Source organism: Clostridium sp. RTP31139st1_H3_RTP31139_211217, assembly GCF_040227035.1.
Taxonomy (GTDB): domain Bacteria; phylum Bacillota; class Clostridia; order Clostridiales; family Clostridiaceae; genus Clostridium; species Clostridium saudiense.
In genome coordinates, this window is sequence record NZ_JBCOAB010000014.1 from 56,625 (window position 1) to 82,214 (window position 25,590).

Here is a 25,590-nt window from a genome sequence, read left to right on the forward strand (position 1 = left end):
GGAATTATATATGGAATTAACTAAAAGTAAAGACGCAACGAAAAGATTAGTTATATGCGGAATATTAATAGCTTTAGCGACTATATTAGGATCATTGTCTATTCCAGTATTAGGAGCAAAGGTGGCGCCAATACAACATTTGATAAATGTAATTGCGGCAGTTACATTAGGACCTGCATATGGGATTTCGTGTGCTTTTGTATCATCATTATTAAGAAATATATTAGGAACGGGAAGTATATTAGCTTTTCCAGGAAGTATGGTTGGAGTATTTTTAGCTGCTATATTATATAAAAAGTTTAAAAAAGTAGAGATAGCTGTTGTTGGAGAAGTGATTGGAACTGGAATAATAGGTGCATTGCTAGCATATCCATTGGCAGCCTTTGTTTTAGGAAAGGAAGTTGCTTTATTTGTTTACATTATTCCATTTTCAATAAGCTCTATAGTTGGAAGTATTATTGCTTATATAATATTAAAATTAAATACATTAAGAAGTTTTTTATTGAGTAATTAGAGTAATTATTCTAATTTTTCTGTAAAATGCATAATTGTAAAAAATATGAATAAAATTATTCAGAAATTAGAAAATTACAACTTAGATGGGTATATAAGTAAAAGGGTGTATAATATATTTGTAATAAATAAATATTCGAGGTGACAAACTATGATATTTTGTAAGGATAAGAAATATATTTTTAGTAAGGATGTATACCTATCTAGTGATGAAAGAGTTGAGAAATTAAATAAGGATCAAATCAATAAATATGATGGAAGAGAAGTACAAGTTGGACATAGTTATTTAGGCTATATAGATAATTCAAGAATATCTTCTAGCTGGTGCAAAGAAGTTAAATAGATGAAAGTAAAAAGGGATGATGCAGAAATGTATCATCTTTTTTGTTATAATTAAATAATAGGAATAATTAATAATGAGTTAATTATAAGAGGAGGTTATGTTTTGAGAATACTACATACTGGAGACTGGCACTTAGGAAAGAATTTAGAAGGTGCAAGTAGAATGGATGAACAGGAATTATTTTTAAAGGATTTTATAGATATAGTTGAAGATAATGAAATAGATTTAGTTATTATTGCTGGAGATGTTTATGATAGCAGTAATCCACCAGCAAGAGCCGAAAAAATGTTTTATGACACATTAAAAAAGCTTTCTAAAAATGGAGAAAGAGTAACTTTAATTATTGCAGGTAATCATGATAATCCTGAAAGGTTAGTTGCAGCAGGGCCACTTGCTATGGAGCATGGAATAATAATGGTTGGTACTCCTAAAACTGTTGTGCAATGTGGAGAATATGGTCAACATAAGGTTATTAATTCTGGTGAAGGATTTATTGAAATAGAAATTAATAATGAAAAAGCAGTAATACTAACTGTACCATATCCAAGTGAAAAAAGATTAAATGAGGTTCTTTATGGGGAAATGGATAGTGATGAAGATAGATTAAAGACTTATGGAGAAAGAATAAAATCATTATTTGATTCATTAAAGAAAAATTATAGAGAAGACACTATAAATTTGGCGGTTTCACATTTATTTGCTATGGGAAGTGAAGAAGGTGGTTCAGAAAGAAGTATTCAGCTTGGTGGAAGTTACATTGTTAATGGATCATGTTTACCAGAAGAAGCTCAGTATATAGCATTAGGACATGTACATAAGCCTCAAGTTGTACCAGGTACTAATAAAAGGGCAAGATATTCAGGTTCACCACTTCATTATAATAAAAAAGAAATAAATATTACAAAGAAGTGTTTTATTGTGGATATAAAAGCAAAAGAAGAATGTAAAATAAATGAAGTAGAATTTAAAGTCTACAAGCCTATTGAAGTTTGGAAATGTGAAAGTATCGATGATGCAATTGAGAGATGTGAAAAAAATAAAGATAGAGATTGTTGGGTTTATTTAGAGATTAAGTGCGACAGATATATAAGAGAAGATGAAATAAAGAAAATGAAGGAAATTAAAAAGGATATTTTGGAGATAATACCAAAACTTCAAAATGAAGCTGATGATGAAAGTGCTATTAGTATTCAAGAAAAATCATTTGAAGAAATATTTAGAGAGTTTTATAAGAAAGAAAGAAATGTAGAAGCTGATGAAGAAGTTGTAAGTTTATTATTAAAGTTAATAAATGAAGAGGGGGATGAAAATGAGACCAATTAAGCTTAAGATAAAGGGATTAAATAGCTTTATAGAAGAGCAAACTATAGATTTTGAAAAATTAACTGATCGTGGTTTATTTGGAATATTTGGGCCAACAGGAAGTGGAAAGTCTACAGTTTTAGATGGTATTACATTAGCTTTATATGGAGATGTTTCGAGAAAAAGCTCTAATTATATAAATACAAATTGTGATAGGTTAAATGTTAGTTTTGAGTTTCAAATATCAGGAGCAGAAACTAAAAGGTATTTAGTTAATAGAGAATTTAAAAGAGATAAAAAATCAGGAAATCCTGTATCAGGGAAGTGTAAAATAGTTGATATAACTAATGGAGAAGAGGTTTTAGCTGATAAGGTTAAAACTGTAACTGATAAATGTAAAGAAGTAATTGGTTTAAGTTTAGAGGATTTTACAAGGACTGTTGTTTTGCCACAGGGTAAGTTTTCAGAGTTTTTAAAGCTTGAAGGAAAACCAAGAAGAGAAATGTTAGAAAGACTTTTCAACTTAGGTGAGTATGGGGATAAGCTTTCAAGTAAATTATCTAAACAAATAACAAAAGAAAGAACTGAAAATAGTGTTCTTCTAGGTCAGCTTATGGGATATGAAGATATAAGTGAAGAAAAGAAAAGAGAAAAAGAAGAAGAACTAAATATAAGTATTGGAAATTTAGAAAAGGCTAATGAAGAACTTAAAGCAATAGAAAAAAGTTTCAAAGAAAATACTGAATTATGGAATATGCAACTTGAAGTTAAAGATTATAAGACTAAAGAAAGCAAGCTTATTGAAAAAGCTGATGAAATAAATTTATTTAAGGATAAGGTTAAAGCTGCTGAAGCTGCAAATAAAGTTAATCCATATATAATTTCTTATGAAGAAACATTAAAAAATATTAACTTTACAGAAAAAGAATTAAGTGAACTTAAAGTAAAATGTGAAGAGCTTAAAGAGAAAAAGGCTAAATTTGAAGAAGAATGGAATAAAGCTAGAATAAATAAAGATAGCAAATTGCCAGAATATAAGGTTCAAGAAGAAAAAATAAAGGAAGCAATAAAGGATAAAAAAGCTTTAATTGATTTAGAAAATGAAATTAAAGAAATTAATAAAAGAGCAGATGAATTACTTAAAAAGAAGAAGGAAAATAATGAAAAATTAATTGATTGTGAAAAGAGATTAAAAAAGGGAAATGAGTTATTAAAAGAAAAGGAAGAATACAGGGATACTTTAAATATTGAAAGAGAGTTAAAAGAAAATGTTCAAGAAGGAGTAGTTATCACCCGAGATTATAATAATTTATTTAAGATAGTTAATGAGTATAAAGTTAAGATAGAAGCTAATAGAGGCGAAGTAAAAAAATATTTAGATGAAAAACAATTATTAAAGCTTGAATTAGATAAGAAAGATAATTTATTAGTAGAAAATGAAGAAACTTTAGAAAAATTAATTAAAAATTGCCCGGGAAATCAAAATGATTTATTTGATATGCAAGAAAAATACTCTGAACTTAAAGGGAAGTTAGATATATTTAAAAAGGCAAATGAAGAATTATTAAAAAATAAAAATGCTATTGAATTATTAAGCAAAGATTTAGAACCTAAAAAAGAAGAGTATATTAATTTAGAAAATGAAGTTAAAAAAATAAAAATAGAAATACTTGAAATAGAAAGAGAAAACCTGGCTCATAAATTAAGAGAAGAATTAAAAGATGGAGATATTTGTCCAGTTTGTGGTTCAGTTGAACATCATAAGGAAAAAATTAAGCATGTAGATATTAAGGATGTTACTAATCTAGAAGAAAGCATAGATTTAAAAGAAAAACTATCTCTTGAGTTATTTAATGGCATAAAGGATATAGAAGCTAAGTTAAGTATTGCAAAGGAAAAAATAAAAGAAAATGAAGCAGTAATTAAAGATTTAGGTGAAGATTTTAATGAAGAAGTAGTACTTAATCTTCAAGTGAAAATGAATGATTTAAAAACTAAGATAAATGATTACAATATTAAAAAGGAAGAGCTTGAAAATATAATAAAGAATTTAAAAGAAGAATGTAATAATTTAAAACTTAAGCATACACAATTAGAAACTAAAATTAATAGTAATGAAAATACAATAAATGAATTATTAGAAGATAAAAAAAAGCAAGAAGAAAATTTGCAGCAAGTTGAAGAAAAATTAAGTATTCTTAGAGAAAAAACTAATGTTGAAGATTTTATAACTAAAAATACTGAAATAAATAAAATTGAAAATGAAAGAGAAGAAATAGAAAAAGTTATAAAAAGCTATAGAAATAGAATAGATGAATTAAATATAGAAAAAGAAGAGGCAAGAAATAATTTAAATTATACTGATCAAGAATTAGCTAAAATTAATACAACTTTAGATGAAAAAAATAAAGTTAGAGAAGAAAATTTATTAAAAATAAAAAGTAAAGTTGAAGATATAGATAATATAGAAGAAATATTAAATAAAGTTCAAAAAGAAATGAAAATAATTGAAGACAATTATATCTTTACAGAAAAGGCAAAAGAAGAAGCAGATAAAAATTATGAAGAGTGTAATTCTAAATTAATTAGTATTACTTCAAAAGGAAAAGAACTTTATAAAAGAAAAGAAGAAGAAAAGCAAAAGCTTGATATGGCATTAAAAGAAGAAGGATTTTTAAGTGAAGATGAAGTTAAACAGAATGTTTTAGAGAAAGTTAAAATAGAAGCTTTAAAGGTTGAAATTGATAAGTATAATGATGATTTAGCAAAAATAAAGGGAGCTATTGAAAGCATTTCTAAGAAGATTGGAAATAGAGAGTTAACTGAAGAACAATGGGTTAATATACAAAATGAAAAAGAGGAAAAGGAAATTAAAGTTAAAGAGTATAATGAAATAAAAATTAAACTTCAAGAAGAGCTTAAGGTCATAGAAGAAAAGATGCTAGAATTAAAAGATTTATTAAAGCAAAAAGAAGAATTAGATCACAAGCTTGCGTTGTTAAATGATTTAGATAAATTATTTAAAGGTAAAAAGTTTGTTGAATTTGTTGCAGCTACAAGACTTAAGTATGTTTCACTTGAGGCAAGTAGAAAGCTAAAGGAAATAACTAATGGAAATTATGGTTTAGAAGTTGATGAAGATGGAAGATTTATAATTAGAGATTATAAAAATGGTGGAGCAGAAAGAGATGCATCTACACTTTCAGGAGGTGAGACCTTCTTAGCGTCACTTGCTTTAGCACTTGCGTTATCAGCAGAAATTCAACTTAAGGGTACAGCACCACTTGAATTGTTCTTCTTAGATGAAGGTTTTGGTACTTTAGATGATAATCTTTTAGAAGTTGTTATGAGTTCACTTGAAAGAATTCATAATGATAAATTGAAGGTTGGTATAATAAGCCACGTTGAATCAATTAAAAATAGGGTTCCTGTTAAACTTATAATTACTCCTGCAGAAGCTGGAATGGGTGGAAGCAAGGTTAAGATTGAAAGAAGTTAAATAAAGAAAAAAATATTAATACCTCCTATAGAAGTTATATATATAAACTTTTGTAGGAGGTATATTTTTAAATAATTATGAAAATGTATACAAAAACTTTTTAAAAGTAGTTGCAAAAGTATAAAACTGGTATTATAATAAACTTATCAAAGAACATTTAAAAAGTTATTTAATAATAGTTTTTAAAAGATTAAGATAAAAAAGAGTTATATATTGTGGAGGGGATTATGAGGTATTTATTAGGTTTAGATATTGGCACATCAGGAACGAAAACTGCTTTGTTCGATGAATTAGGAAATACAATTGAAACTGCAACTTATGGTTATGATTTATATCAACCACAAGCAGGGTGGGCAGAACAAAATCCAGAAGATTGGTGGGAAGCTTGTCTTAACGGAATTAAAGATGTAGTTAAAAAGAGCAAAGTTAATAGTTCAGATATAAAAGGTATCGGATTAAGTGGTCAAATGCATGGGCTTGTCTTGGTAGACAAGCATGATAAAGTAATTAGAAATTCAATTATTTGGTGTGACCAAAGAACTGAAAAACAATGTGAATACATGACAGAAGTTTTAGGTAAGGAAAAACTAATAGAAATAACAGGTAATCCGGCACTAACAGGATTTACTCTTTCAAAGCTATTATGGGTTAGAGATAATGAACCAGAAAATTATAAAAATATAAATAAGGTATTATTACCAAAGGATTATATAAGATTTAAATTAACAGGTATATTTGCAACTGAAGTTTCAGATGCAAGTGGTATGCAAATGTTAGATATAAACACAAGAAATTGGAGTAATGAATTACTAGAGGCTTTAGAAATAGATAATAATATATTAGCAGATGTTTATGAATCAGTTGTTGTAAGTGGACATGTTACTGAAGAAGTTGCAAAAGCTACTGGATTAGAAGCAGGTACTGCTGTAGTTGGAGGAGCTGGAGATCAAGCAGCTGGAGCAGTTGGAAGTGGAATAGTTAGTGAAGGTATAATTTCTACAGTTATTGGTTCTTCAGGAGTTGTTTTTGCTTCAACAGATACACCAAGATTTGATAAAGAAGGTAGAGTTCATACCTTATGTCATGCAGTTCCTAATAAGTGGCATGTAATGGGAGTTACTCAAGGTGCAGGATTATCTTTAAAATGGTTTAAAGAAAACTTCTGTAAAAAAGAAATTGAAGAAGCTAAAGAAAAGAATATAGGTATATACGATTATTTATCAGAAGAAGCAGCTACTTCAAAGCCAGGAGCAAATGGAGTAATTTATATGCCATATTTAATGGGAGAAAGAACACCACATATTGATCCTAATGTTAAGGGTGGATTTGTTGGAATATCTTTAATAAATAATCATGCTGACTTTGTTAGAAGTGTACTAGAAGGTGTTAGTTTCAGTTTAAAAAATTGCTTAGATATTATAGAAGATATGAAAGTTGATATAACTGATGTTAGAGTAAGTGGTGGAGGAGCAGAAAGTGAAGTTTGGAGACAAATTTTAGCTGATATATTTAATTATCCACTAAGAACTATAAAAGCATCAGAAGGTCCAGCATTAGGAGTTGCTATTTTAGCAGGAGTAGGTGTTGGAATATATGAATCTGTTGAAGAAGCCTGTGAAAAGATAATAAAAGGTAAGGATTTAGTAAATCCAAATTGTGATAATATAGCCCTTTATGATAAGATATATGAAGTGTATAATTCGCTTTATCCAAGATTAAAGGTTATTTAAGGCAGGATAATTTAACTAAGAGGGGAAGGCATAATTTGATGGAAGTAAATCATAGTAAAATCAAAGAAACAAATAGAAAAAAAATAATTAAGTTATTACTAGAAAAAGATGAAATAACTAAATTAGATATTTCAAGAAGTTTAGACATAAGTATTACAACAGTTTCTACTAATATATCAGAGCTTAAGGATGAAGGGATTGTTAGTGATGTAAGGTCTTTAAAATCTACAGGTGGAAGAAAAGCAATGGCTTTAAAAATCAATGAAAATTGTAGATTTGCTTTAGGAATAGCGCTAACTCCTCGTCATGTAAAGTTATCTTTAATAAATTTAAAAAAAGAAATTATAGAAGATATTAAAATAAGACATAATAATGATGGAATCGAAAGCATAGTTGCCATTGCTAAGGAAAATCTAAGGGAAATATTAAAGAAAAATGATATTTCTATAGATAAGTTATTGGGAATAGGAATTTCAATTCCAGGTACAGTAGATTCAGAAGAAGGAATAATTAAAAATTGTTATTTATTAGGAGTTGAAAATTATAACTTAAAAGAAAGCTTTGAAGAGTTTAATGTTCCTATTTTTATAGATAATGAAGCAAATTTATCAGCTTATTATGAATTCTTAAATAAAAAACATATATTAAGTAATCTTTTATATGTATCAATAACAGATGGATTAGGTTTAGGGATAATAATAGATGGTAAAATTTACAGAGGAAGTAATAATGCAGCTGGTGAAATGGGACATATTAAAATTGCTATTGATGGAAAGCCATGTAAATGTGGTTCTAAGGGATGTCTAGAAGCATATACATCAACTAATGAATTATTAGAAGAATATAATAAAATCAGTAATTATAAAATAGATGATATAGATGAATTTATATCTTTATTTGAAAATGGAGATAAAGCTACACATGAGGCTTTAGAAAAGTATTTTAATATACTTGGTATAGGAATTTCTAATTTAACAATGTTATTAGATCCAAGTTGCGTAGTTTTAGGAGGAGATATAAATATTCTATTAAAAGAAAATATAGAGTATTTAAGAAATATTGTTTATAAGGACAATTTATTCACTAATGAGGAGAATTGTAAGATTGATGTTACAGAATTTAAGGGATCATATTTAGTAGGAGCTGCAATGGTTCCATTAGAAGCATTTTTGAATTAAGATGTTTTCAAAATATATATCTTAGTAATACTGTGTAACATGGATGTTTTACGATAAAGGGCAGATAAATAAAGGCTGCCTTTTTATAAAGAAACTTTTGAAATAAGTTTTAAAAAGTCGTTAAATAATAATTAAAATATAAAGGGGAGTTTTGAATGAAGTTATTTTTAGACACAGCAAATGTAGAACATATTAAAGAAGCAAATGAAATGGGAGTAATTTGTGGAGTAACAACAAATCCATCATTAATAGCTAAAGAAGGTAGAGACTTTAATGAAGTTATAAAGGAAATAACAGAAATAGTTGATGGACCTATAAGTGGAGAAGTTGTAAGTGAAGATGCAGAAGGAATGATAAAAGAAGGTAGAGAAATTGCTGCTATTCATAAAAATATGATTGTTAAAATTCCAATGACAGTTGAAGGCCTTAAAGCTGTTAAGGTATTAGCTAGAGAAGGAATTAAAACTAATGTAACATTAATTTTCTCTGCCAACCAAGCTCTTTTAGCAGCAAATGCTGGAGCAACTTATGTTAGCCCATTCTTAGGAAGAGTAGATGATATATCTATGGATGGTATGGAACTTGTAAGAACAATTGCTGAAATATTTGAAGTGCATGGAATAAATACAGAAATAATTGCTGCAAGTGTTAGACATCCAATTCATGTTATAGAAGCAGCTAGAGCAGGTGCACATATAGCAACAGTACCATATGCCTTAGTAATGCAAATGGTTAAACATCCATTAACAGATGCAGGATTAGAGAAATTTAAGGCAGATTGGGCAGCAGCTTTCGGAAAGTAATATATCACCCTAGAGGTAAAGAAAATAATATAAAAGTTTTAATACTATACCTCTAGGGGATATATAGGTATTTGTTAAATAGAAGTCATTAAGGGCTAATGAGAAGGAGTTAAATATGAGTAAAGAATTAGATAAATTATGCATAAATGCAATAAGAGTACTTTCTGCTGATGCAATAGAAAAATCAAAATCAGGACATCCAGGATTACCACTCGGTGCTGCAACAATGGCTTATACATTATGGAGCAATATGAATCATAATGGTAAGAACCCAAAATGGGATAATAGAGATAGATTTGTATTATCGGCAGGTCATGGTTCAATGCTTGAATATTCTTTATTACATTTATTTGGATATGGAATAACAGTGGAAGACATAAAGAATTTTAGACAAGTAGGAAGTTTAACACCAGGTCATCCGGAATATGGACATACTCAAGGTGTTGAAATAACAACAGGACCTTTAGGGCAAGGTATTTGTAATGCTGTTGGTATGGCAATTGCAGAAGCTCATTTAGCAGAAAAGTTTAATAAACCAGGATATGAAGTTGTTAATCACAATACTTATGCTATTGTTGGCGATGGTTGCTTAATGGAAGGAATTTCAGGAGAAGCATCTTCACTTGCAGGAACTTTAGGATTAGGAAAATTAGTGGTTTTATATGACTCAAATAATATTTCTATTGAAGGTAATACAGATATAGCATTTAGAGAAGATGTAGCAAAGAGATATGAAGCATATAACTGGCAAGTAATTAAAGTGAATGATGGAAATGATATTGAAGCAATTGAAAATGCTTTAGAAGAAGCTAAGAAAGAAACTACTAAACCATCAATGATAATAGTTAAAAATCAAATTGGATTTGGATGTCCTGCAAAGCAAGGAAAAGCATCAGCTCATGGAGAACCTTTAGGAGCTGAAAATGTAAAAGCAATGAAGGAAAACTTAGGATGGAAGCAAGAAGATTTCTATGTTCCAGCGCAAGTATATTCAAATATGGACAAGTATATTAATGCTGGAGTAGAAAAAGAAAATTCTTGGAATAATTTATTTGAAAGATATAAAAATGAATATCAAGAATTAGCAGAAGAATATTCTAAATGGATGTCTGGAGAAATAGATAGTGAATCACTATTAAATAATGAAGAACTTTGGAGCTTTGATAAAGAAATGGCTACAAGAGAATCTTCAGGAATTATGATAAATAGATTAGCAAATTTAATTCCTAATTTAATTGGAGGATCAGCTGATTTAGCGCCATCTAATAAAACTTATATGACTGGAAAAGGTGATTTTTCAGCAGAAGATAGAAGTGGAAGAAATCTTCATTTTGGAGTTAGAGAACATGCAATGGCCGCTATAGCAAATGGTATGTATGCTCATGGTGGATTAAAAGTATTTTGTGCAACATTCTTTGTGTTTAGTGATTATATGAAGGGTGCAATGAGATTATCTTCATTAATGAATTTACCAGTATCTTATGTGTTAACTCACGATAGTATTGGAGTAGGGGAAGATGGGCCAACTCATCAACCAATAGAACAATTAGCAGCACTTAGAAGTATGCCAAATATGACTGTATTTAGACCAGCAGACTCAAAGGAAACATCAGCAGCTTGGTATTATGCAGTAACTAATGGAAGCACTCCAACTTCATTAGTATTAACTAGACAAAAGTTACCACTATATGATGGATGTGCAAAGAGAGCATTAAAGGGTGGATATATCCTTAAAGATTCTAAGAAAGAAATTCCAGATGTAATTTTAATGGCTTCAGGTTCAGAAGTTGAACTTATTTATAAAGCTGCAGATGAATTAGCAGCAAGGGGAATAGATGCAAGGGTAGTAAGTATTCCATCTTTTGAAATATTCAATGCTCAAGATGAAGCATATAAAGAAAGTGTACTTCCAAATAGCGTTAGAAAGAGAGTTGCTGTTGAAGCTTTAACTTCATTTGGATGGTATCAATATGTAGGATTAGATGGAAGAATAATTTCGCTAGATACATTTGGTGCATCAGGAAATGCAGATGCTTTATTTAAACAATTTGGATTTACAGTAGAAAATGTTGTTAATGAAACAATGAAATTATTTTAAGAACAATTTTCCAATTGATGGACTTTTAAGGTTCATAAATAGGAAGGTAATAATTAAATTAATTAGCTAATTAAATTAGCTATTAATTTAATATGTACAAGCCCTAGTAAAACATATTACTTCTTACACACATTAAATTGTAAATTATGTATTTAAAATAAATATTGTTGAATATCAAGGAAAATAAAAGGGTTAAATGGGCTTGTACTCCCATATAAAAGGAGTTGAATTAAATGGTGGTTATAAAAAATGTCAATGACATTGAATTTAAAAAGTATGGTAAGGTACTTAATAATTATGATGTTAAGGAACTTTTAAATAAAATGGAAGAAACTCCATTGCCAGAAGGAGTTATATATGAGCCTTCAATAAAGGAATTAGAAGAGTTAAAAGTAGCTAAAGACTTTAAGAACAGAGAATTTGGAGGATTAGATATTCAAATAGGTTATTGTAATGGAAATAACTATATGCTAAATGCAGTTGAATATCACAGAACTAGTGAAATTAATATAGCTGTTACTGATTTAATTTTACTATTAGGTTTAGAACAAGACATTGAAGACGATTACTCGTATGATACTTCAAATATTGAAGCTATATTTGTTCCAGCGGGAACTGCTATAGAAGTTTATGGAACTACATTACATTATGCACCTTGTAATGCTAATGAAGGTGGATTTAGATGTGTAGTAATATTACCAAAGGATACAAATACAGAATTAGAAGCTACTATAGAAAAACAAGGTGAAGATGCATTATTATTTGCTAAAAATAAATGGTTAATTGGGCATCCAGAAACAGATCTTGGAGCACAAGGAGCATTTATTGGGCTTAAGGGCAAGAATATTTGTTTAAAGTAATTATAACAAGATAAATCAAATAAAGAATTTTAAATAAAATAAAACATAAAAATTGGAGGAATTAATTATGAATTTTAAGAATATACCAGATGTAAAATTAGGAATTGTTGCAGTTAGTAGAGACTGCTTCCCAATGGAATTATCAGCAGGACGTAGACAAGCTGTAGTTGCAGCATATAAAGAAACTTATGGGGAAATTTATGAATGTCCTACAACAGTTGAAAGTGAAGTTCATATGAGAAAAGCTTTAGAAGAAGTTAAAGAAGCAGGAGTAAATGCATTAGTTGTTTACCTTGGAAACTTTGGACCTGAAACGGCAGAAACATTACTTGCAAAAGAATTTGGTGGACCAGTTATGTTTGTAGCTGCTGCTGAGGAAACAGGAAACAACTTAGTTGGAGGAAGAGGAGATGCTTATTGTGGTATGCTTAATGCTAGCTATAACTTATCATTAAGAAACATTAAAGCATATATTCCAGAATATCCAGTAGGAACTTATGAAGAAGTTGCTGATATGATTAAGGAATTTGAACCAGTTGCTACAACACTTTTAGGATTACAAAATTTAAAGATTATATCTTTTGGGCCAAGACCACAAGACTTCTTAGCATGTAATGCACCAATTAAGCAATTATATAACTTAGGTGTTGAAATAGAAGAAAACTCAGAATTAGATTTATTTGCAGCATTTAATGAACATGCAAATGATCCAAGAATTCCAGAAGTTATAGCTGACATGGAAAAAGAACTTGGAGAAGGAAATAAAATGCCAGGTATATTACCTAAGTTAGCTCAATATGAATTAACATTATTAGATTGGATGGAAGCTCATAAAGGATCTAGAGAATACGTAGTATTTGCTAACAAATGTTGGCCTTCATTCCAAACTCAATTTGGATTTGTTCCTTGCTATGTAAATAGTAGATTAGTTTCAAGAGGAATTCCAGTATCATGTGAAGTTGATATTTATGGAGCATTAAGTGAGTATATTGGAACTTGTGTAAGTAAAGATGCTGTTACATTATTAGATATTAACAATAGTGTACCAAGAGATATGTATGATTCTGAAATCAAAGATAAATTTAACTATACATTAAAAGATACATTTATGGGATTCCACTGTGGAAATACTCCAGCATGTAAATTATCGTTCAAGAACATGAAAAATCAAATGATTATGGCTAGAAGCTTAGAACCAAATCAAGAACCAAACATTACTAGAGGTACTTTAGAAGGAGATATTATTCCAGGAGAAATTACATTCTTTAGATTACAAAGTAATGCAGATGCTGAATTAACTGCATATGTTGCGGAAGGTGAAGTATTACCAGTTGCAACAAGATCATTTGGATCAATTGGAATATTTGCAATTCCAGAAATGGGAAGATTCTATAGACATGTATTAATAGAAGGAAGATATCCACATCATGGAGCAGTTGCATTTGGACATTTTGGAAAAGCTATAACAAATGTATTTAACTACTTAGGAGTTAAAGAAGTAGGTTTCAATCAACCTAAAGGAATGCTTTATAAAACAGAAAATCCATTTAAATAATAAATAATTTATTTCAGTATATTGTTAAACAAGCTTTAACAATATACTGTTTTTTTATGTGTGAAAAAGTATGATAATTATGGTAGAATTGACATTAGAATAATTTATAAAACAATAACTAGGAGGAAAATATTGTGTTAATCAAAGGAGTAAAATACTTGTTTTATATGATTTATGCTAGATTAAAAGGATTCAAGTATGAACATATAAAAAGAACACAAGGGTTAGAGAAGGCAACAGAATATGCATCAAGAAGTATATATTTATGGTCTAAGTTCACAATAAATGTTGTAGGGATGGATATAAGAGTAGAAGGAAGAGAAAATATACCTGATAAGACTTGTTTATTTGTAGGGAATCATACAAGTATATTAGATATTCCAGTAATTTTTTATTCCCTTAACAAACCAGTAGGATTTATAGCAAAGAAAGAAGTACTTAAGATTCCAATATTAAGTTATTGGTTATCAAAAGGAAAGTGTATTGCTTTAGATAGGCAAAACCCGAGAGATGCAGTAAGAATGATAAGTGAGGGAGTTAAAAATTTAAAAGAAGGTTATTCTATGATGATTTTTCCAGAGGGAACTAGAAGTTTAGATGGAAAAACATTACCTTTCAAAAAAGGAAGCATGAAGCTTGCAACAAAAGCTAAAGTTCCTATAGTCCCTGTTACTATTGATGCATCATTTACATCCTTTGAAGAGAATAATAAGTTTAAACCTTCAACAATTACAGTTACATTTCATAAAGCAATTGAAACTGTAAATTTAACAAAAGATGAAGAAAAAACTTTAAGTGAAGATGTTAGAAATATTATAATAGGATCTTTAAGAGAGGAATACAAACCATTAAATTAGTAAGGAGATAATAAAGTAATGTTAAATAAAATAAAAGATCTATTTACTGGCAATGAAATTGTAAGTGGGAATTTTGGTATCGAAAGAGAAACGCTAAGATTAGATGCAGAAGGATTTCTAGCAGAAACAGATCATTCGATTATATTTGGAGATAAGGCAAGAAATCCATATATAACAACAGACTTTTCAGAAAGTCAAGTAGAGGTAATTACACCAGCTTTCAAAAAAACAGAAGAAGCATATAACTTTACTAGAGCACTTTATGATATTGTTGCTATGGAAATAGGTGATGAATACTTATGGCCAGAATCTATGCCATGTATTATTCCAGATGATGATAAAATACCTGTTGCAAAATTTGAAAATCATAGTAAAGAAGCTCAAGAGTATAGGGAAAAGTTATTAAAAAAATATGGTGGGAAAAAGCAACTTATATCAGGAATTCATTATAATTTTTCATTTGATGAAAATATAATAAATAAATTATACGAAGTAAGTGGTAAAAAGGAATCATACAAAGAATTTAAAAATAGTGTTTACTTAAAGGTAGCTAGAAATTATCTTAGATATAGATGGCTTATAGTATATCTTTTAGGAGCAGCGCCAATAGTGCATGAAAGTTTTATAGGTGAAATTAAATGTCCATTAATGAAATTAACTAAGCATGGATATAGTAGTAGTGGTGCTATTTCACATAGAAATGGAAAATGTGGTTATAAAAATAAAGTAGATTTATTCCCAAGCTATAGCACTGTAGAAGATCATATTAAAAGTATAAAACAGTATTTAAGTGATGGTCTTATTGAAAGTCATAAAGAAATTTATAGTCAAGTTAGATTAAAACCAAGTGATACAAGCAATTTTATGGAATCACTAATAAATGATGGAATTAAGTATTTAGAGTATAGAACTATTGATATTAATCCATTTGAAAAAGGTGGAATAAGTTTAGAGGATTTAAAATTCCTACAAATATTTAATATATATCTATTGGTTAAAGAGGAAAGCAATTTTGATAAATGGCAAGAAGAAGCATTAGAAAATCAACAATTGATTGCTGTTTCAGGGCTTAAGGATATTGAATTAAAGAAAGATGGAAAAAATATTAATAGAATTCAATATGGATTAGAAATTTTAAATGAAGTTAAAGAAGTTAATAATAAGCTAAATTTAAACTTTGAAGAAATTATAAATAATATGATAGAAAAGGTTAAGGATAGTAATTTAACTTATGCTTATAGAATTTCTGAAATTATAAAGGAAAATGGATATATTAATACATTCTTAAACTTAGCTAAAGAATATAAAAATGATGCTTATAAAAATAGATTTAAGTTAGAAGGATATGAAGATTTAGAGTTATCCACACAAATTTTAATGAAGGAATCTATTAAAAGAGGTATTACTGTAAATATAGTAGATAGAAGTGAAAACTTTATATCTTTAAAGAAAAATGAAAAAATAGAATATGTTAAGCAAGCAACTAAAACATCAAAAGACACCTATGTTTCAGTATTAATAATGGAAAATAAAACTGTAACTAAAAAGGTATTAGCTGAAAAGGGAGTTAAAGTTCCACTTGGTGATGAGTTTAACAGTATTGAAGAAGCAAAAATTAAGGCAGCAAATTATATTAATAAGCCAATAGTAATAAAACCTAAGAGCACAAACTTCGGAATTGGAATTAATATTTTCCCAAATGGAGCTAACTTAGAAGATATTATTCATGCTTTTGAAATAGCATTTAAAAATGATAATACTGTTCTTATTGAGGAGTTTATTAAGGGAAAAGAATATAGATTTTTAGTTATTGATGATGAAGTTGTTGGAATACTTCATAGAGTGCCAGCAAATGTTATTGGTGATGGTAAAAAGACTATAACAGAGCTTGTAGAAATTAAAAATCAAGATCCATTAAGAGGTAAAGGGTATGTTACACCTTTAGAAAAAATAAGACTAGAGGAAAATGCAGAATTATTCTTAAAACAACAAGGAAAGAATTTTGATTATATACCTAAAAAGGATGAAATAGTGTACTTAAGAGAAAATTCTAATATAAGTACTGGTGGAGATAGTGTAGATTATACAGATGATATTCCACAAAAATTTAAAGATATTGCAGTAAATGCAGCAAAAGCAGCAGGTGCTAAAATCTGTGGTGTGGATATGATGCTAGAAGATTATAGTGATGAAAATACTAATTATGCAATCATAGAATTAAATTTCAACCCAGCAATTCATATTCACTCTTATCCATATAAAGGTAAAGAGAGAAATATAGCAACACATGTTTTAAAGTTACTAGAATTAATTTAAGTTTTTATGACCCTAAAGTAAGTATTTAATAAATGCTTACCTTAGGGTCATTTTTATGAAAAAATTTAAATCTAAAAGAAGATAAATACATTAAAGTGAATGAAGAGGAAATTAAGTTTTATTACTACTAAAAATAATGAATATTGCTAATCAAAATAAAATTGGGGTAATGCAGTTCAATATGTAAAAGATAATATTCTTTTTTTGTTCTTACATTTTCAACAAATATAAATTTAGTTGAAAAAAAGTTCCAAATTGGATATAATGACTTATGAAATAAAATAAGTTAAATGAATATATTTAGGAAAACTTAAGTGTATTTATTTAAGTTGTTTTATATAATTAGGACGTGAAAATTATATTTAAATACGGCTTAGCAACATTAAACAAGGAATGAATTAACATAGTCAGATGTTAAGCTTTGTAAATGCAATGTTAAGAAAATAACTTTTAAAGTATTTTTGTTAATTAAGTGAATTGAACGTATTAATTTATAAAAGAATATCAATAAATAATAGAGAGTTGATTTTATACAACTTTTATTTTTGTACAATAAATTAGAGTAGTGATATATAAAGTATGGAGGATTTAGATGGAAAGCAAGAAGAAGATAAAGGTCATACCATTAGGTGGACTTGGTGAAATAGGAAAAAATATAACAGTAATAGAGTATGGGGATGAAATAGTTGTAGTAGATTGTGGTATGACTTTCCCAGATTCAGAAATGTACGGGATAGACGTAGTAATTCCAGATGTAACATATTTAGTTAATAATATAGAAAAAGTAAAGGGATTTTTTATAACACATGGACATGAAGATCATATAGGGGCAATTCCTTATATTTTAAAACAAGTTAATGTTCCTATATTTGCAACTAACTTAACAGTTGGATTAATAGAAAGCAAGCTTGAAGAGCATAAGATGCTTGATATTGTTAATTTAAATGTTGTAAAACCTGGAGATATAATAAAATTAGATAAATTAAAAGTTGAATTTATAAGAACAAATCACAGTATTGCTGATAGTTGTTCATTAGCAATTCATACTCCACTAGGAATAATAGTTCATACTGGGGATTTCAAGGTAGACTTCACTCCAGTTGATGGAAATGTAATTGACTTACAAAGATTTGCAAAGCTTGGAAAGCAAGGAGTACTATTACTTATGGCAGATAGTACAAATGCTTGTCATCCAGGATATACTATGTCAGAAAAGACAGTTGGGGAAAAGTTAGATAATTTATTTTCCAAAGGAAAAGGAAGAATAATTGTTGCGACTTTTGCTTCTAACATTCATAGATTACAACAAATAATTAATTCTTCAATTAAGTATGGAAGAAAAGTTGCATTTAGCGGAAGAAGTATGGAAAAAATATCAGATGTTGCAGTTAAGCTTGGATATTTAGATATGCCAGAAGGGTTATTAGTTGATTTAAAGGATTTAAGACTTTATAACAATGATCAAATAACAATTGTAACTACAGGAAGTCAAGGAGAGCCAATGTCAGCTCTTACTAGAATAGCTTCTTCTACTCATAAAAATATACAAATTGAAAAAGATGATATGATAATTATCTCTGCTAGTCCAATACCAGGAAATGAGAAGGCTGTTTCAAGGGTTATAAATGAATTAACTCATAAGGGAGCAGAAGTTATTTATAAGTCAATTGAAGAAATTCACGTTTCAGGTCATGCTTGTGAGCAAGAACTAAAGCTTATACATTCAATATTAAAACCAAAATATTTTGTACCAGTACATGGGGAATATAAGCATTTAAGAAAACATATTTTAATTGCTGAGGAAGTTGGTTTAGAAAAAGAAAAATCATTTATATTAGAAAATGGTGATGTATTAAGCTTAAGCAGAAAGTCAGCATGTATTGCTAAAAAGGTTCAAGCAGGCAATATATTAGTTGATGGAAGCGGAGTTGGTGATGTAGGAAATATAGTATTAAGGGATAGAAAGAACTTATCTAGAGATGGTATCATTAATGTTATTGTTGCAATTGAAAAAGAAAGCCATGCAATAGTTGGTGGACCAGATATAATTACAAGAGGATTTGTATATGTTAGAGAATCAGAAGAATTAGTAAACGAAATAAAACAAATTTCTTATGAAAGTATTCAAAAATCTATAGATAATAATGTGTTTAAATGGTCTGAGATTAAAAATAATATTAGAAATGATATTGGTTCATTCATATATAGTAAAACAAAGAGAAAACCTATAATAGTACCAATTATAATGGAAGTATAATTAATAAATTAAATGAAGAAGAGTTTGATATTTATATATTCAAACTCTTCTTTATTTGATTTTAAGCAAAATTATAATTTTATAGGTATTTTAATTTTACTGTTATTTTTACTTAGTTTGTAAGTAAATATATTACCGATTACTTTAACAGGTTTGTAAGTAGAAAAGGTTGTTGAAAATAAAAGGTCCTTAAATTGATCAATATACATACCTTCATCTAAAGCTGTTTGTTCTATAGTACCAGATAAAAGTTGTTTTGCTACGAAACAGCCATTTTCATAAACTACTTCTGCAGTCTTTTTATAAGTAAAACTATTTTCTTGATAAATAATAACGTCCCCTTCAAAAATTTCACGACCTAAAGAATCACAAATTCCAGTTGGCATCAGTAAAATACAATCATCTAAGGATATTGTTTCTTCCTCATCTTTATCATAGTAATAAACTTGTTTATCTATATAATCTATTCTGGTTACTTTAAAGCATTTTTTTGAAAGTTTATTATATATTTTAAATTTTAGTTCATTATTCATAATAAAACACTCCAATCCCTCATATATCTAAATTATCCCTAACCTATAGTATATTATAGCAAATTGGAAAATATTTGAAAATAGATTTATAAATAATTACATAATAATTATTTTAAGTTCATAAATATAAACTATGATTTAATTAGAGTGTTCAAATTAAGGAGGGTTAAATGCTTACTATTGAAGAAATAAGAAAAATAAAATATCCTTCTGAATTATTTAGTGAGGATATTGAAACTATGAAAAAACAGTATGTTGAGCTAATGAAGATTTACCATCCAGATTTAAATGAGCAGAAACAAGAATATATTGAAGTTACAGAAAAAATAAACAAGCTTTATAAAGAGGCTGAGTCAAATATAGAAAAGGGAATATGGAATAAGCCGGGTATGATAAAATTAAAAAAAAGTGATGGCAAATATTATATGATGAAATTTAGAATTAGTCATAATTTTGAATTAGGAAAAATGTATATAGGAAATGAAATTGTATTATATTTGTTTAATGAAGAAAATGAAAAATTTGCTTTAAATGCTTTAAAGCAAATAAAAAATTTAAAATATGCAAATGATGATATGGAAAAAGAATTTAGTAAATATATGCCTAGAATTATTACAAGTTTTAGGACAGTAACTGGGAAGATAGGAATAGTATTTGAAAAAGAAGAAGACTTAATTTTATTAAGAGATTTATTAACGTATTATAAAGGAAAGGTGTCAGTTAATACAGCAAGTTGGGTGTTGAGTAATTTATATAATATTAGTTGTTTTTTACATTATAATGAATTGACTCACAATGGAATTACAATTGACAGTTATTTTGTTTCTACCAGGAGACGTTATGGAGTATTAATTGGAGGTTGGTGGTATTCAGTAAGGGAAGGAGAAAGGCTGTTATCAGTAGCAAAATCAATTGAACATTTAATGCCATATGAAATGAAGATAAGTAATAAGGCAAATTCATTATTAGACTTAGAGTCTATAAGACTTTTAGGAAGAAGGCTTCTAGGAGATGAAAGTGGAGATTTGTTATCTGTTGATGGGGATGTTCCTAGTACTCTAAATTCATGGTTAAAAGCAAAAGCAGGAAGTAATCCATTTCAAGAATATAGTACTTGGTCTAATGTTGTTAATAGTATTGGAGAATTAAAAGTTAAAAGAAAAATAATTGATAAAGATGAGTTGTATAAAAAGATAGGTGGAAGGTAAATGTATATTTAATTTTACTGTAATAATAATTAAATAATAGTTATTATTATTTAATTACATAATACATGAATTTTATGTTATAATTAGGATATAATTTATATTGACAGTTGAATTGAAAAAAATGGAGGTTTATTTATGACATTTACAAAATTAGATATGAATGATAATTCACAAGTAGAAGGAAGAGCTTGTGTAGTTATTTATAACATAGGTGGAAAAGAACTTAAATCAATTCAAGGATATGCTTCACTTTTAGGGGTTAGAGACCAAATAGTTTTATATCCTAAAAATGCTGATACAGTTATGAAGGATATACTAGAAAATAATATAAAATCAGATTGTACTGATGGAAGAAAAGAAAGAGCCATAATATTTAATGCATTATCACCTGCAAAAATAAATGTATTTTTAGAAAACTTAAGAAAGCTAAAAATTAATAATGTATTAAAGGCTACAGTAACTGAAACATCAATTAATTGGACTCTTAATGAGATTGTTGCAAATCTTTCTGCAGAACGTATGGCAATTAGTCAAGGAAATTTTGACGCTCATCACTAATAAAAAATGCAAGAGTAGGATTTATATTTATAAATCTTACTCTTTTTGAATGTAATAGCATTTTTAATATAAAAGTAGCATATTTGTTTTATTGTTTGTATATTAAAACTTATGTATAATTTCAATATAGATATGATAACAGTTACAGGAGGGGAATAGAGATGTACAAGTATGGAAGAGGAATGTGGAAGAATATTGAGTCTGGAAATGAGCTATCATGGGTTATAGGTAACGGTATTGGTGGATATGCAAATCATACAGTTGCTGGTGGAGGTGCTCAAGCATTTCATGGATATTTAATTGCATCCTTAAATGCGCCAGTAAATAGAAAATTAATTTTAACAAGAACGCAAGAACAAATTATAATTAATGATAGAGAGTATGATTTAACATCACAACAATATATCGGAACTTCAAAAGATGGACAAGAATATTTGGAGCAGTTTATTTTGGATACGGTACCAGAATATTATTATTCAATTGAAGATGTATCTATTAAAAAAACTATATCGATAGAATATGGACATAATACTGTTGCTGTATGTTATGAAATTGAAAATGGAAGTGAAAGTGCAACATTAAAAGTAGTACCTTTATTTAATTATAGAGAGGCTGGAGAAACTAGTGAAAGAGGGGATTTAAAATTTGATGTAAAGACTAGTGGAAAAATATTAACTTTAATACCTGAGAAAGATAAGAATATAAAAATAGACTTTTATACTTCGGAAGGAGATTTCTATGATAGAAGTTTAATTCCTACAAGTATGGCAACACCAAACTATTTAATGGAAGAAAATCATTTTTATATGATAGATCATAGAACAGGTTTCCTAGGGGTAGATAATCATTATACACCTTATGAAGTTCATATTGAATTAAAGCCTTTTGAAAAGAAAAGATTTTACGTTAAATGTACTATTGAAGGATTAAATGAAAAAAGTGGATTTGAAATAGTGAATGAATATAAAAAGAGAGCTGAAGCTTTAGTTGAAAATGCTAATTTAAATGATGACTTTGCAAATAATTTAGTTAAAGCAGGTGATCATTTCATTGTTAATAGAGAAAGTACAGGACTAAAGACTGTTTTAGCAGGATTACCATGGTTTACAGATTGGGGCAGAGATACAATGATTGCTTTTGAAGGTCTTACTTTAGTTACTAAAAGATTTGATGAAGCAAGAGAAATTTTAGAGTCTTTTGCAAGATATATTAAAAATGGACTAGTTCCTAATGTATTTCCAGATGAGAATACTGAGCCTGGATATAATACAGTAGATGCTTCGCTTTGGTATTTTCAAGCAGTTTATAAGTATTTAAAGTATACTGGTGATGAAAGTGATTATAAATTTGTTAAAGAAAAGCTATATCCAAAGTTAAAGGAAATATATAAGGCTTATTCTACTAAAACAGACTTTTCAATTGGAATGGATAGTGATGGATTAATATTTGCGGGTGGAGGTCTTGATCAAGTAACATGGATGGATGTTAGAGTTGGAGATTTTGTTGTTACACCTAGACATGGAAAACCAGTTGAAATTAATGCTTTATGGTATAATGCGTTGAAAATAATGGAAGAGTTATGTGAGAAATTTGAAGATGATTCTTTAGAATATAGAGAGCTTTCTTGTAGAGTAAAAGAATCATTTAATAATAAATTTTGGAATGAAGAAAAAAATTGTCTTTATGATGTAGTTGATAAAAATGATGATAAAATAAGACCAAATCAAATTTGGGCAGTATCATTGCCATTTGCAGTTTTAGATAGAGAAAAAGAAAAGAAAATAGTTGGTGCAGTATATAAGCATTTATATGCAACTTATGGATTACGTTCTCTTTCATTTATGGACAAGGATTATAAAAAGAAATATATAGGAAAATTAATTGATAGAGATTGTGCATATCATATGGGAACTACTTGGGCTTTCTTAATTGGAGGATTTATAACAGCATATTGTAAAGTTAATGACTATTCTAAAGAGGCTATAGAAAAAGCAAATCATATGTGTAAGGTTTTTGAAGATACTATGAAAGATGGATGTATTAATGGTATTGCTGAAATATTTGATGGTGATTTTGCTTCAACAGGAAGAGGATGTTATTCTCAAGCTTGGAGTGTAGGTGAGGTATTAAGAGCCTATTCTCAAGATGTATTACCTTATTTAAATAAATAATAAAATCTAATTCTATATTTACTTCGGTATATTATTGAATTTATAAACATATAACTAAAATATCGTTAAAATTTTAAGAGAAAAATAATTAATTTAGGAGAGGTTATATATGAAGTTAGATGAAAAGGTATTGTTAGGGGCAGCTTGTTTCTTTGCTGGTGCAGTAGCTGGATTTTTAATAGCACCTATTAAAAAGGGAATTTATTGTGGAAATAATAATGGTAATAATTATGGGGATAGCTCTGAAGAAAATGAGAATGATGAAGATGTTAGTGTAAAAAGTGAAGAAGAAGCAATAGATGAAATTAATAAAGTAATTAATGAAGTTGCAAAAGAAATGCGTAAAGAAGAAAAATAGAAAAATTAAATTTAATATAAATCAGCTATGTGAAAAATAACACGTCTTTATCTTTAATATTAAGGGAATATAAAAAATAAATATTGTCTATAAAACTGAATTAGCTTATTAAGTTAGTTCAGTTTTTTTATATTGTTTATAACTATAAATATAAGTCTAAAAGCATAGTAATTATTAATAAATAAAATGAGAGGTTATTTTATGAAATGTTTAGTTATACATGGTAGTCCAAGAAGGGGAAATACATGGGACGTATTAAAGCTTACTGAAGAAGAAATGAATAAGAATGGAGAATTTGAATTTGAGGAGATTGAATTAGATAAGGAAAACATACCAACGTGCTTAAGGTGTTTTAATTGTATTATTAAAGGTGAAAGCTTATGTTCTCATAAGAATACTATTCAAAGAATAGTTAGTAAAATTGAAGAAGCTGATGCAATTATAATAACATCACCAGTATATTCTATGCAGATAACTGGGGTGTTAAAAAATTTTATCGATCATATGTCTTATAATTTCCATAGAGCAAGATTTTTTATAAAAAGTATTAATTACAACAACTACTGCAGGAGCTGGACATAAAGAAGCTGCAAATTATTTAAAAGAGGTAATGTATTATTGGGATGTAGATTATGTATTAACTATGCCAATTGCGTATAGAGATATACAGTTAAATGATAAAAATAGAGCTATTATAAATAGAAAGGCAGATAAATTTGCATTAGAATTGAATAGTAGAAAAGTTCACGAACCTAGTTTTGAAAGTATATTAATGTATAATGTTTGGCGAGTAATGTCTATAAATGGAAATGGAGTTGGTATTGCAGATTGCAAATATTGGAGTAATGAGAAGTTAAAAGAGACAAATTTTTATCCTGGTATACCAATTGGGTTTGTGAAAAGAACCTTTGGAAAGTTTATATTTTCAAGATTTCATAAAAAGTAATACTTTTGATACCAATACACACTTTGTTTTATTAAATCATATATTATTGTTACGATAAGTATTGCAAAGGAGGATGAAATATGGGTAATAATCAGTTTTATTGCCATAATGAAGAGTGGATATATGATGAAACTTCGAATAGATGGTGTAAGTGTGTTAGAGATTGTAAGGGAAGAATTACTTGCTATCAAATTATTCCAGGCCCTCCAGGTCCTCAAGGACCAACAGGACCAACAGGTCCAACAGGTCCTTCAACGGGAATAACAGGACCAACAGGTCCAACAGGAGCGACTGGTCCAACTGGGGCAACAGGAGTAACAGGAGCAACTGGGGCAACAGGAGTAACAGGAGTAACAGGAGCAACTGGAGTAACAGGAGCGACTGGTCCAACTGGGGCAACAGGAGTAACAGGAGCAACTGGGGTAACCGGACCAACAGGAGTAGGAATCACAGGAGCAACAGGAGTAACCGGACCAACAGGAGTAGGAATCACAGGAGAAACTGG

At 28.5% G+C, this 25,590-nt stretch carries 21 protein-coding genes; 20 read left to right on the forward strand and 1 reads right to left on the reverse strand.

Annotated elements, in window-relative coordinates:
* The first annotated feature begins 10 nt into the window (after positions 1-10).
* The 13 genes from thiW to ABUA17_RS08280 all read left to right on the forward strand — a co-directional run bounded on the left by thiW (position 11) and on the right by ABUA17_RS08280 (position 19,311).
* Positions 11-514, forward strand: coding sequence for an energy coupling factor transporter S component ThiW (gene thiW, locus ABUA17_RS08220; protein WP_042395370.1), 504 nt, complete (start codon positions 11-13; stop codon positions 512-514).
* Between the two features lie 150 nt (positions 515-664).
* Complete coding sequence (locus tag ABUA17_RS08225) at positions 665-856, forward strand: hypothetical protein (RefSeq protein WP_055276222.1); 192 nt, start codon at positions 665-667, stop codon at positions 854-856.
* Positions 857-958: 102 nt separating this feature from the next.
* Entirely contained in the window at positions 959-2,179 is a 1,221-nt protein-coding gene (locus ABUA17_RS08230; RefSeq protein WP_042395374.1) for an exonuclease SbcCD subunit D, read from the forward strand.
* Positions 2,166-5,657, forward strand: coding sequence for an SbcC/MukB-like Walker B domain-containing protein (locus ABUA17_RS08235; protein WP_154820887.1), 3,492 nt, complete (start codon positions 2,166-2,168; stop codon positions 5,655-5,657). Before ABUA17_RS08230 ends, ABUA17_RS08235 begins: the two co-directional genes overlap by 14 nt.
* Before the next feature lie 227 nt (positions 5,658-5,884).
* Positions 5,885-7,387 carry a xylulokinase gene (xylB, locus tag ABUA17_RS08240; RefSeq protein ID WP_349817944.1) on the forward strand — a complete coding sequence of 501 codons (1,503 nt, stop codon included), beginning with the start codon at positions 5,885-5,887 and terminating at the stop codon, positions 7,385-7,387.
* A gap of 35 nt (positions 7,388-7,422) precedes the next feature.
* Positions 7,423-8,565 carry an ROK family transcriptional regulator gene (locus ABUA17_RS08245; protein ID WP_042395382.1) on the forward strand — a complete coding sequence of 381 codons (1,143 nt, stop codon included), beginning with the start codon at positions 7,423-7,425 and terminating at the stop codon, positions 8,563-8,565.
* Positions 8,566-8,720: 155 nt separating this feature from the next.
* Positions 8,721-9,368: a fructose-6-phosphate aldolase gene (gene fsa, locus ABUA17_RS08250; protein WP_042395386.1), complete on the forward strand. Its 648-nt coding sequence runs from the start codon at positions 8,721-8,723 to the stop codon at positions 9,366-9,368.
* A gap of 115 nt (positions 9,369-9,483) precedes the next feature.
* On the forward strand, positions 9,484-11,466 hold the full coding sequence (gene tkt / locus ABUA17_RS08255; RefSeq protein WP_042395391.1) for a transketolase: 1,983 nt from the start codon (positions 9,484-9,486) through the stop codon (positions 11,464-11,466).
* A gap of 236 nt (positions 11,467-11,702) precedes the next feature.
* A complete protein-coding gene (locus ABUA17_RS08260; protein ID WP_195952350.1) occupies positions 11,703-12,326 on the forward strand; it encodes a DUF4867 family protein in 624 nt (207 codons plus the stop codon).
* A 67-nt stretch (positions 12,327-12,393) separates the two neighbouring features.
* Positions 12,394-13,881, forward strand: a complete 1,488-nt coding sequence (locus ABUA17_RS08265; RefSeq protein ID WP_042395398.1) for an L-fucose/L-arabinose isomerase family protein — start codon at positions 12,394-12,396, stop codon at positions 13,879-13,881.
* Between the two features lie 134 nt (positions 13,882-14,015).
* Positions 14,016-14,738: a lysophospholipid acyltransferase family protein gene (locus ABUA17_RS08270; protein WP_154820902.1), complete on the forward strand. Its 723-nt coding sequence runs from the start codon at positions 14,016-14,018 to the stop codon at positions 14,736-14,738.
* Positions 14,739-14,756: 18 nt separating this feature from the next.
* Positions 14,757-17,054, forward strand: coding sequence for a bifunctional glutamate--cysteine ligase GshA/glutathione synthetase GshB (gene gshAB / locus ABUA17_RS08275; RefSeq protein ID WP_042395403.1), 2,298 nt, complete (start codon positions 14,757-14,759; stop codon positions 17,052-17,054).
* A gap of 592 nt (positions 17,055-17,646) precedes the next feature.
* The gene (locus tag ABUA17_RS08280) at positions 17,647-19,311 is read left to right on the forward strand and encodes a ribonuclease J (RefSeq protein WP_042395407.1); all 1,665 of its coding nucleotides are present in this window, start codon (positions 17,647-17,649) and stop codon (positions 19,309-19,311) included.
* Positions 19,312-19,382: 71 nt separating this feature from the next.
* Here the strand turns inward: ABUA17_RS08280 and ABUA17_RS08285 are convergent, their stop codons facing one another.
* On the reverse strand, positions 19,383-19,844 hold the full coding sequence (locus tag ABUA17_RS08285) for a YopX family protein (protein WP_042395410.1): 462 nt from the start codon (positions 19,842-19,844) through the stop codon (positions 19,383-19,385).
* 170 nt (positions 19,845-20,014) lie between these two features.
* On the opposite strand from ABUA17_RS08285, the gene ABUA17_RS08290 reads away from it, so the two are divergent.
* The 7 genes from ABUA17_RS08290 to ABUA17_RS08320 form a co-directional block, all read left to right on the forward strand.
* Positions 20,015-21,052: a J domain-containing protein gene (locus tag ABUA17_RS08290; RefSeq protein ID WP_042395413.1), complete on the forward strand. Its 1,038-nt coding sequence runs from the start codon at positions 20,015-20,017 to the stop codon at positions 21,050-21,052.
* Positions 21,053-21,187: 135 nt separating this feature from the next.
* Complete coding sequence (locus ABUA17_RS08295) at positions 21,188-21,610, forward strand: DUF3783 domain-containing protein (RefSeq protein ID WP_042395416.1); 423 nt, start codon at positions 21,188-21,190, stop codon at positions 21,608-21,610.
* 161 nt (positions 21,611-21,771) lie between these two features.
* Complete coding sequence (locus tag ABUA17_RS08300; RefSeq protein WP_195951573.1) at positions 21,772-23,781, forward strand: amylo-alpha-1,6-glucosidase; 2,010 nt, start codon at positions 21,772-21,774, stop codon at positions 23,779-23,781.
* Between the two features lie 109 nt (positions 23,782-23,890).
* The gene (locus tag ABUA17_RS08305) at positions 23,891-24,139 is read left to right on the forward strand and encodes a hypothetical protein (protein WP_055291429.1); all 249 of its coding nucleotides are present in this window, start codon (positions 23,891-23,893) and stop codon (positions 24,137-24,139) included.
* Positions 24,140-24,340: 201 nt separating this feature from the next.
* A complete protein-coding gene (locus ABUA17_RS08310; RefSeq protein ID WP_195949475.1) occupies positions 24,341-24,721 on the forward strand; it encodes an NAD(P)H-dependent oxidoreductase in 381 nt (126 codons plus the stop codon).
* 28 nt (positions 24,722-24,749) lie between these two features.
* Entirely contained in the window at positions 24,750-25,085 is a 336-nt protein-coding gene (locus tag ABUA17_RS08315; protein ID WP_195951572.1) for a hypothetical protein, read from the forward strand.
* Between the two features lie 80 nt (positions 25,086-25,165).
* On the forward strand, positions 25,166-25,590 hold a 425-nt coding region (locus tag ABUA17_RS08320; RefSeq protein WP_347372438.1), incomplete at its 3' end, for a hypothetical protein.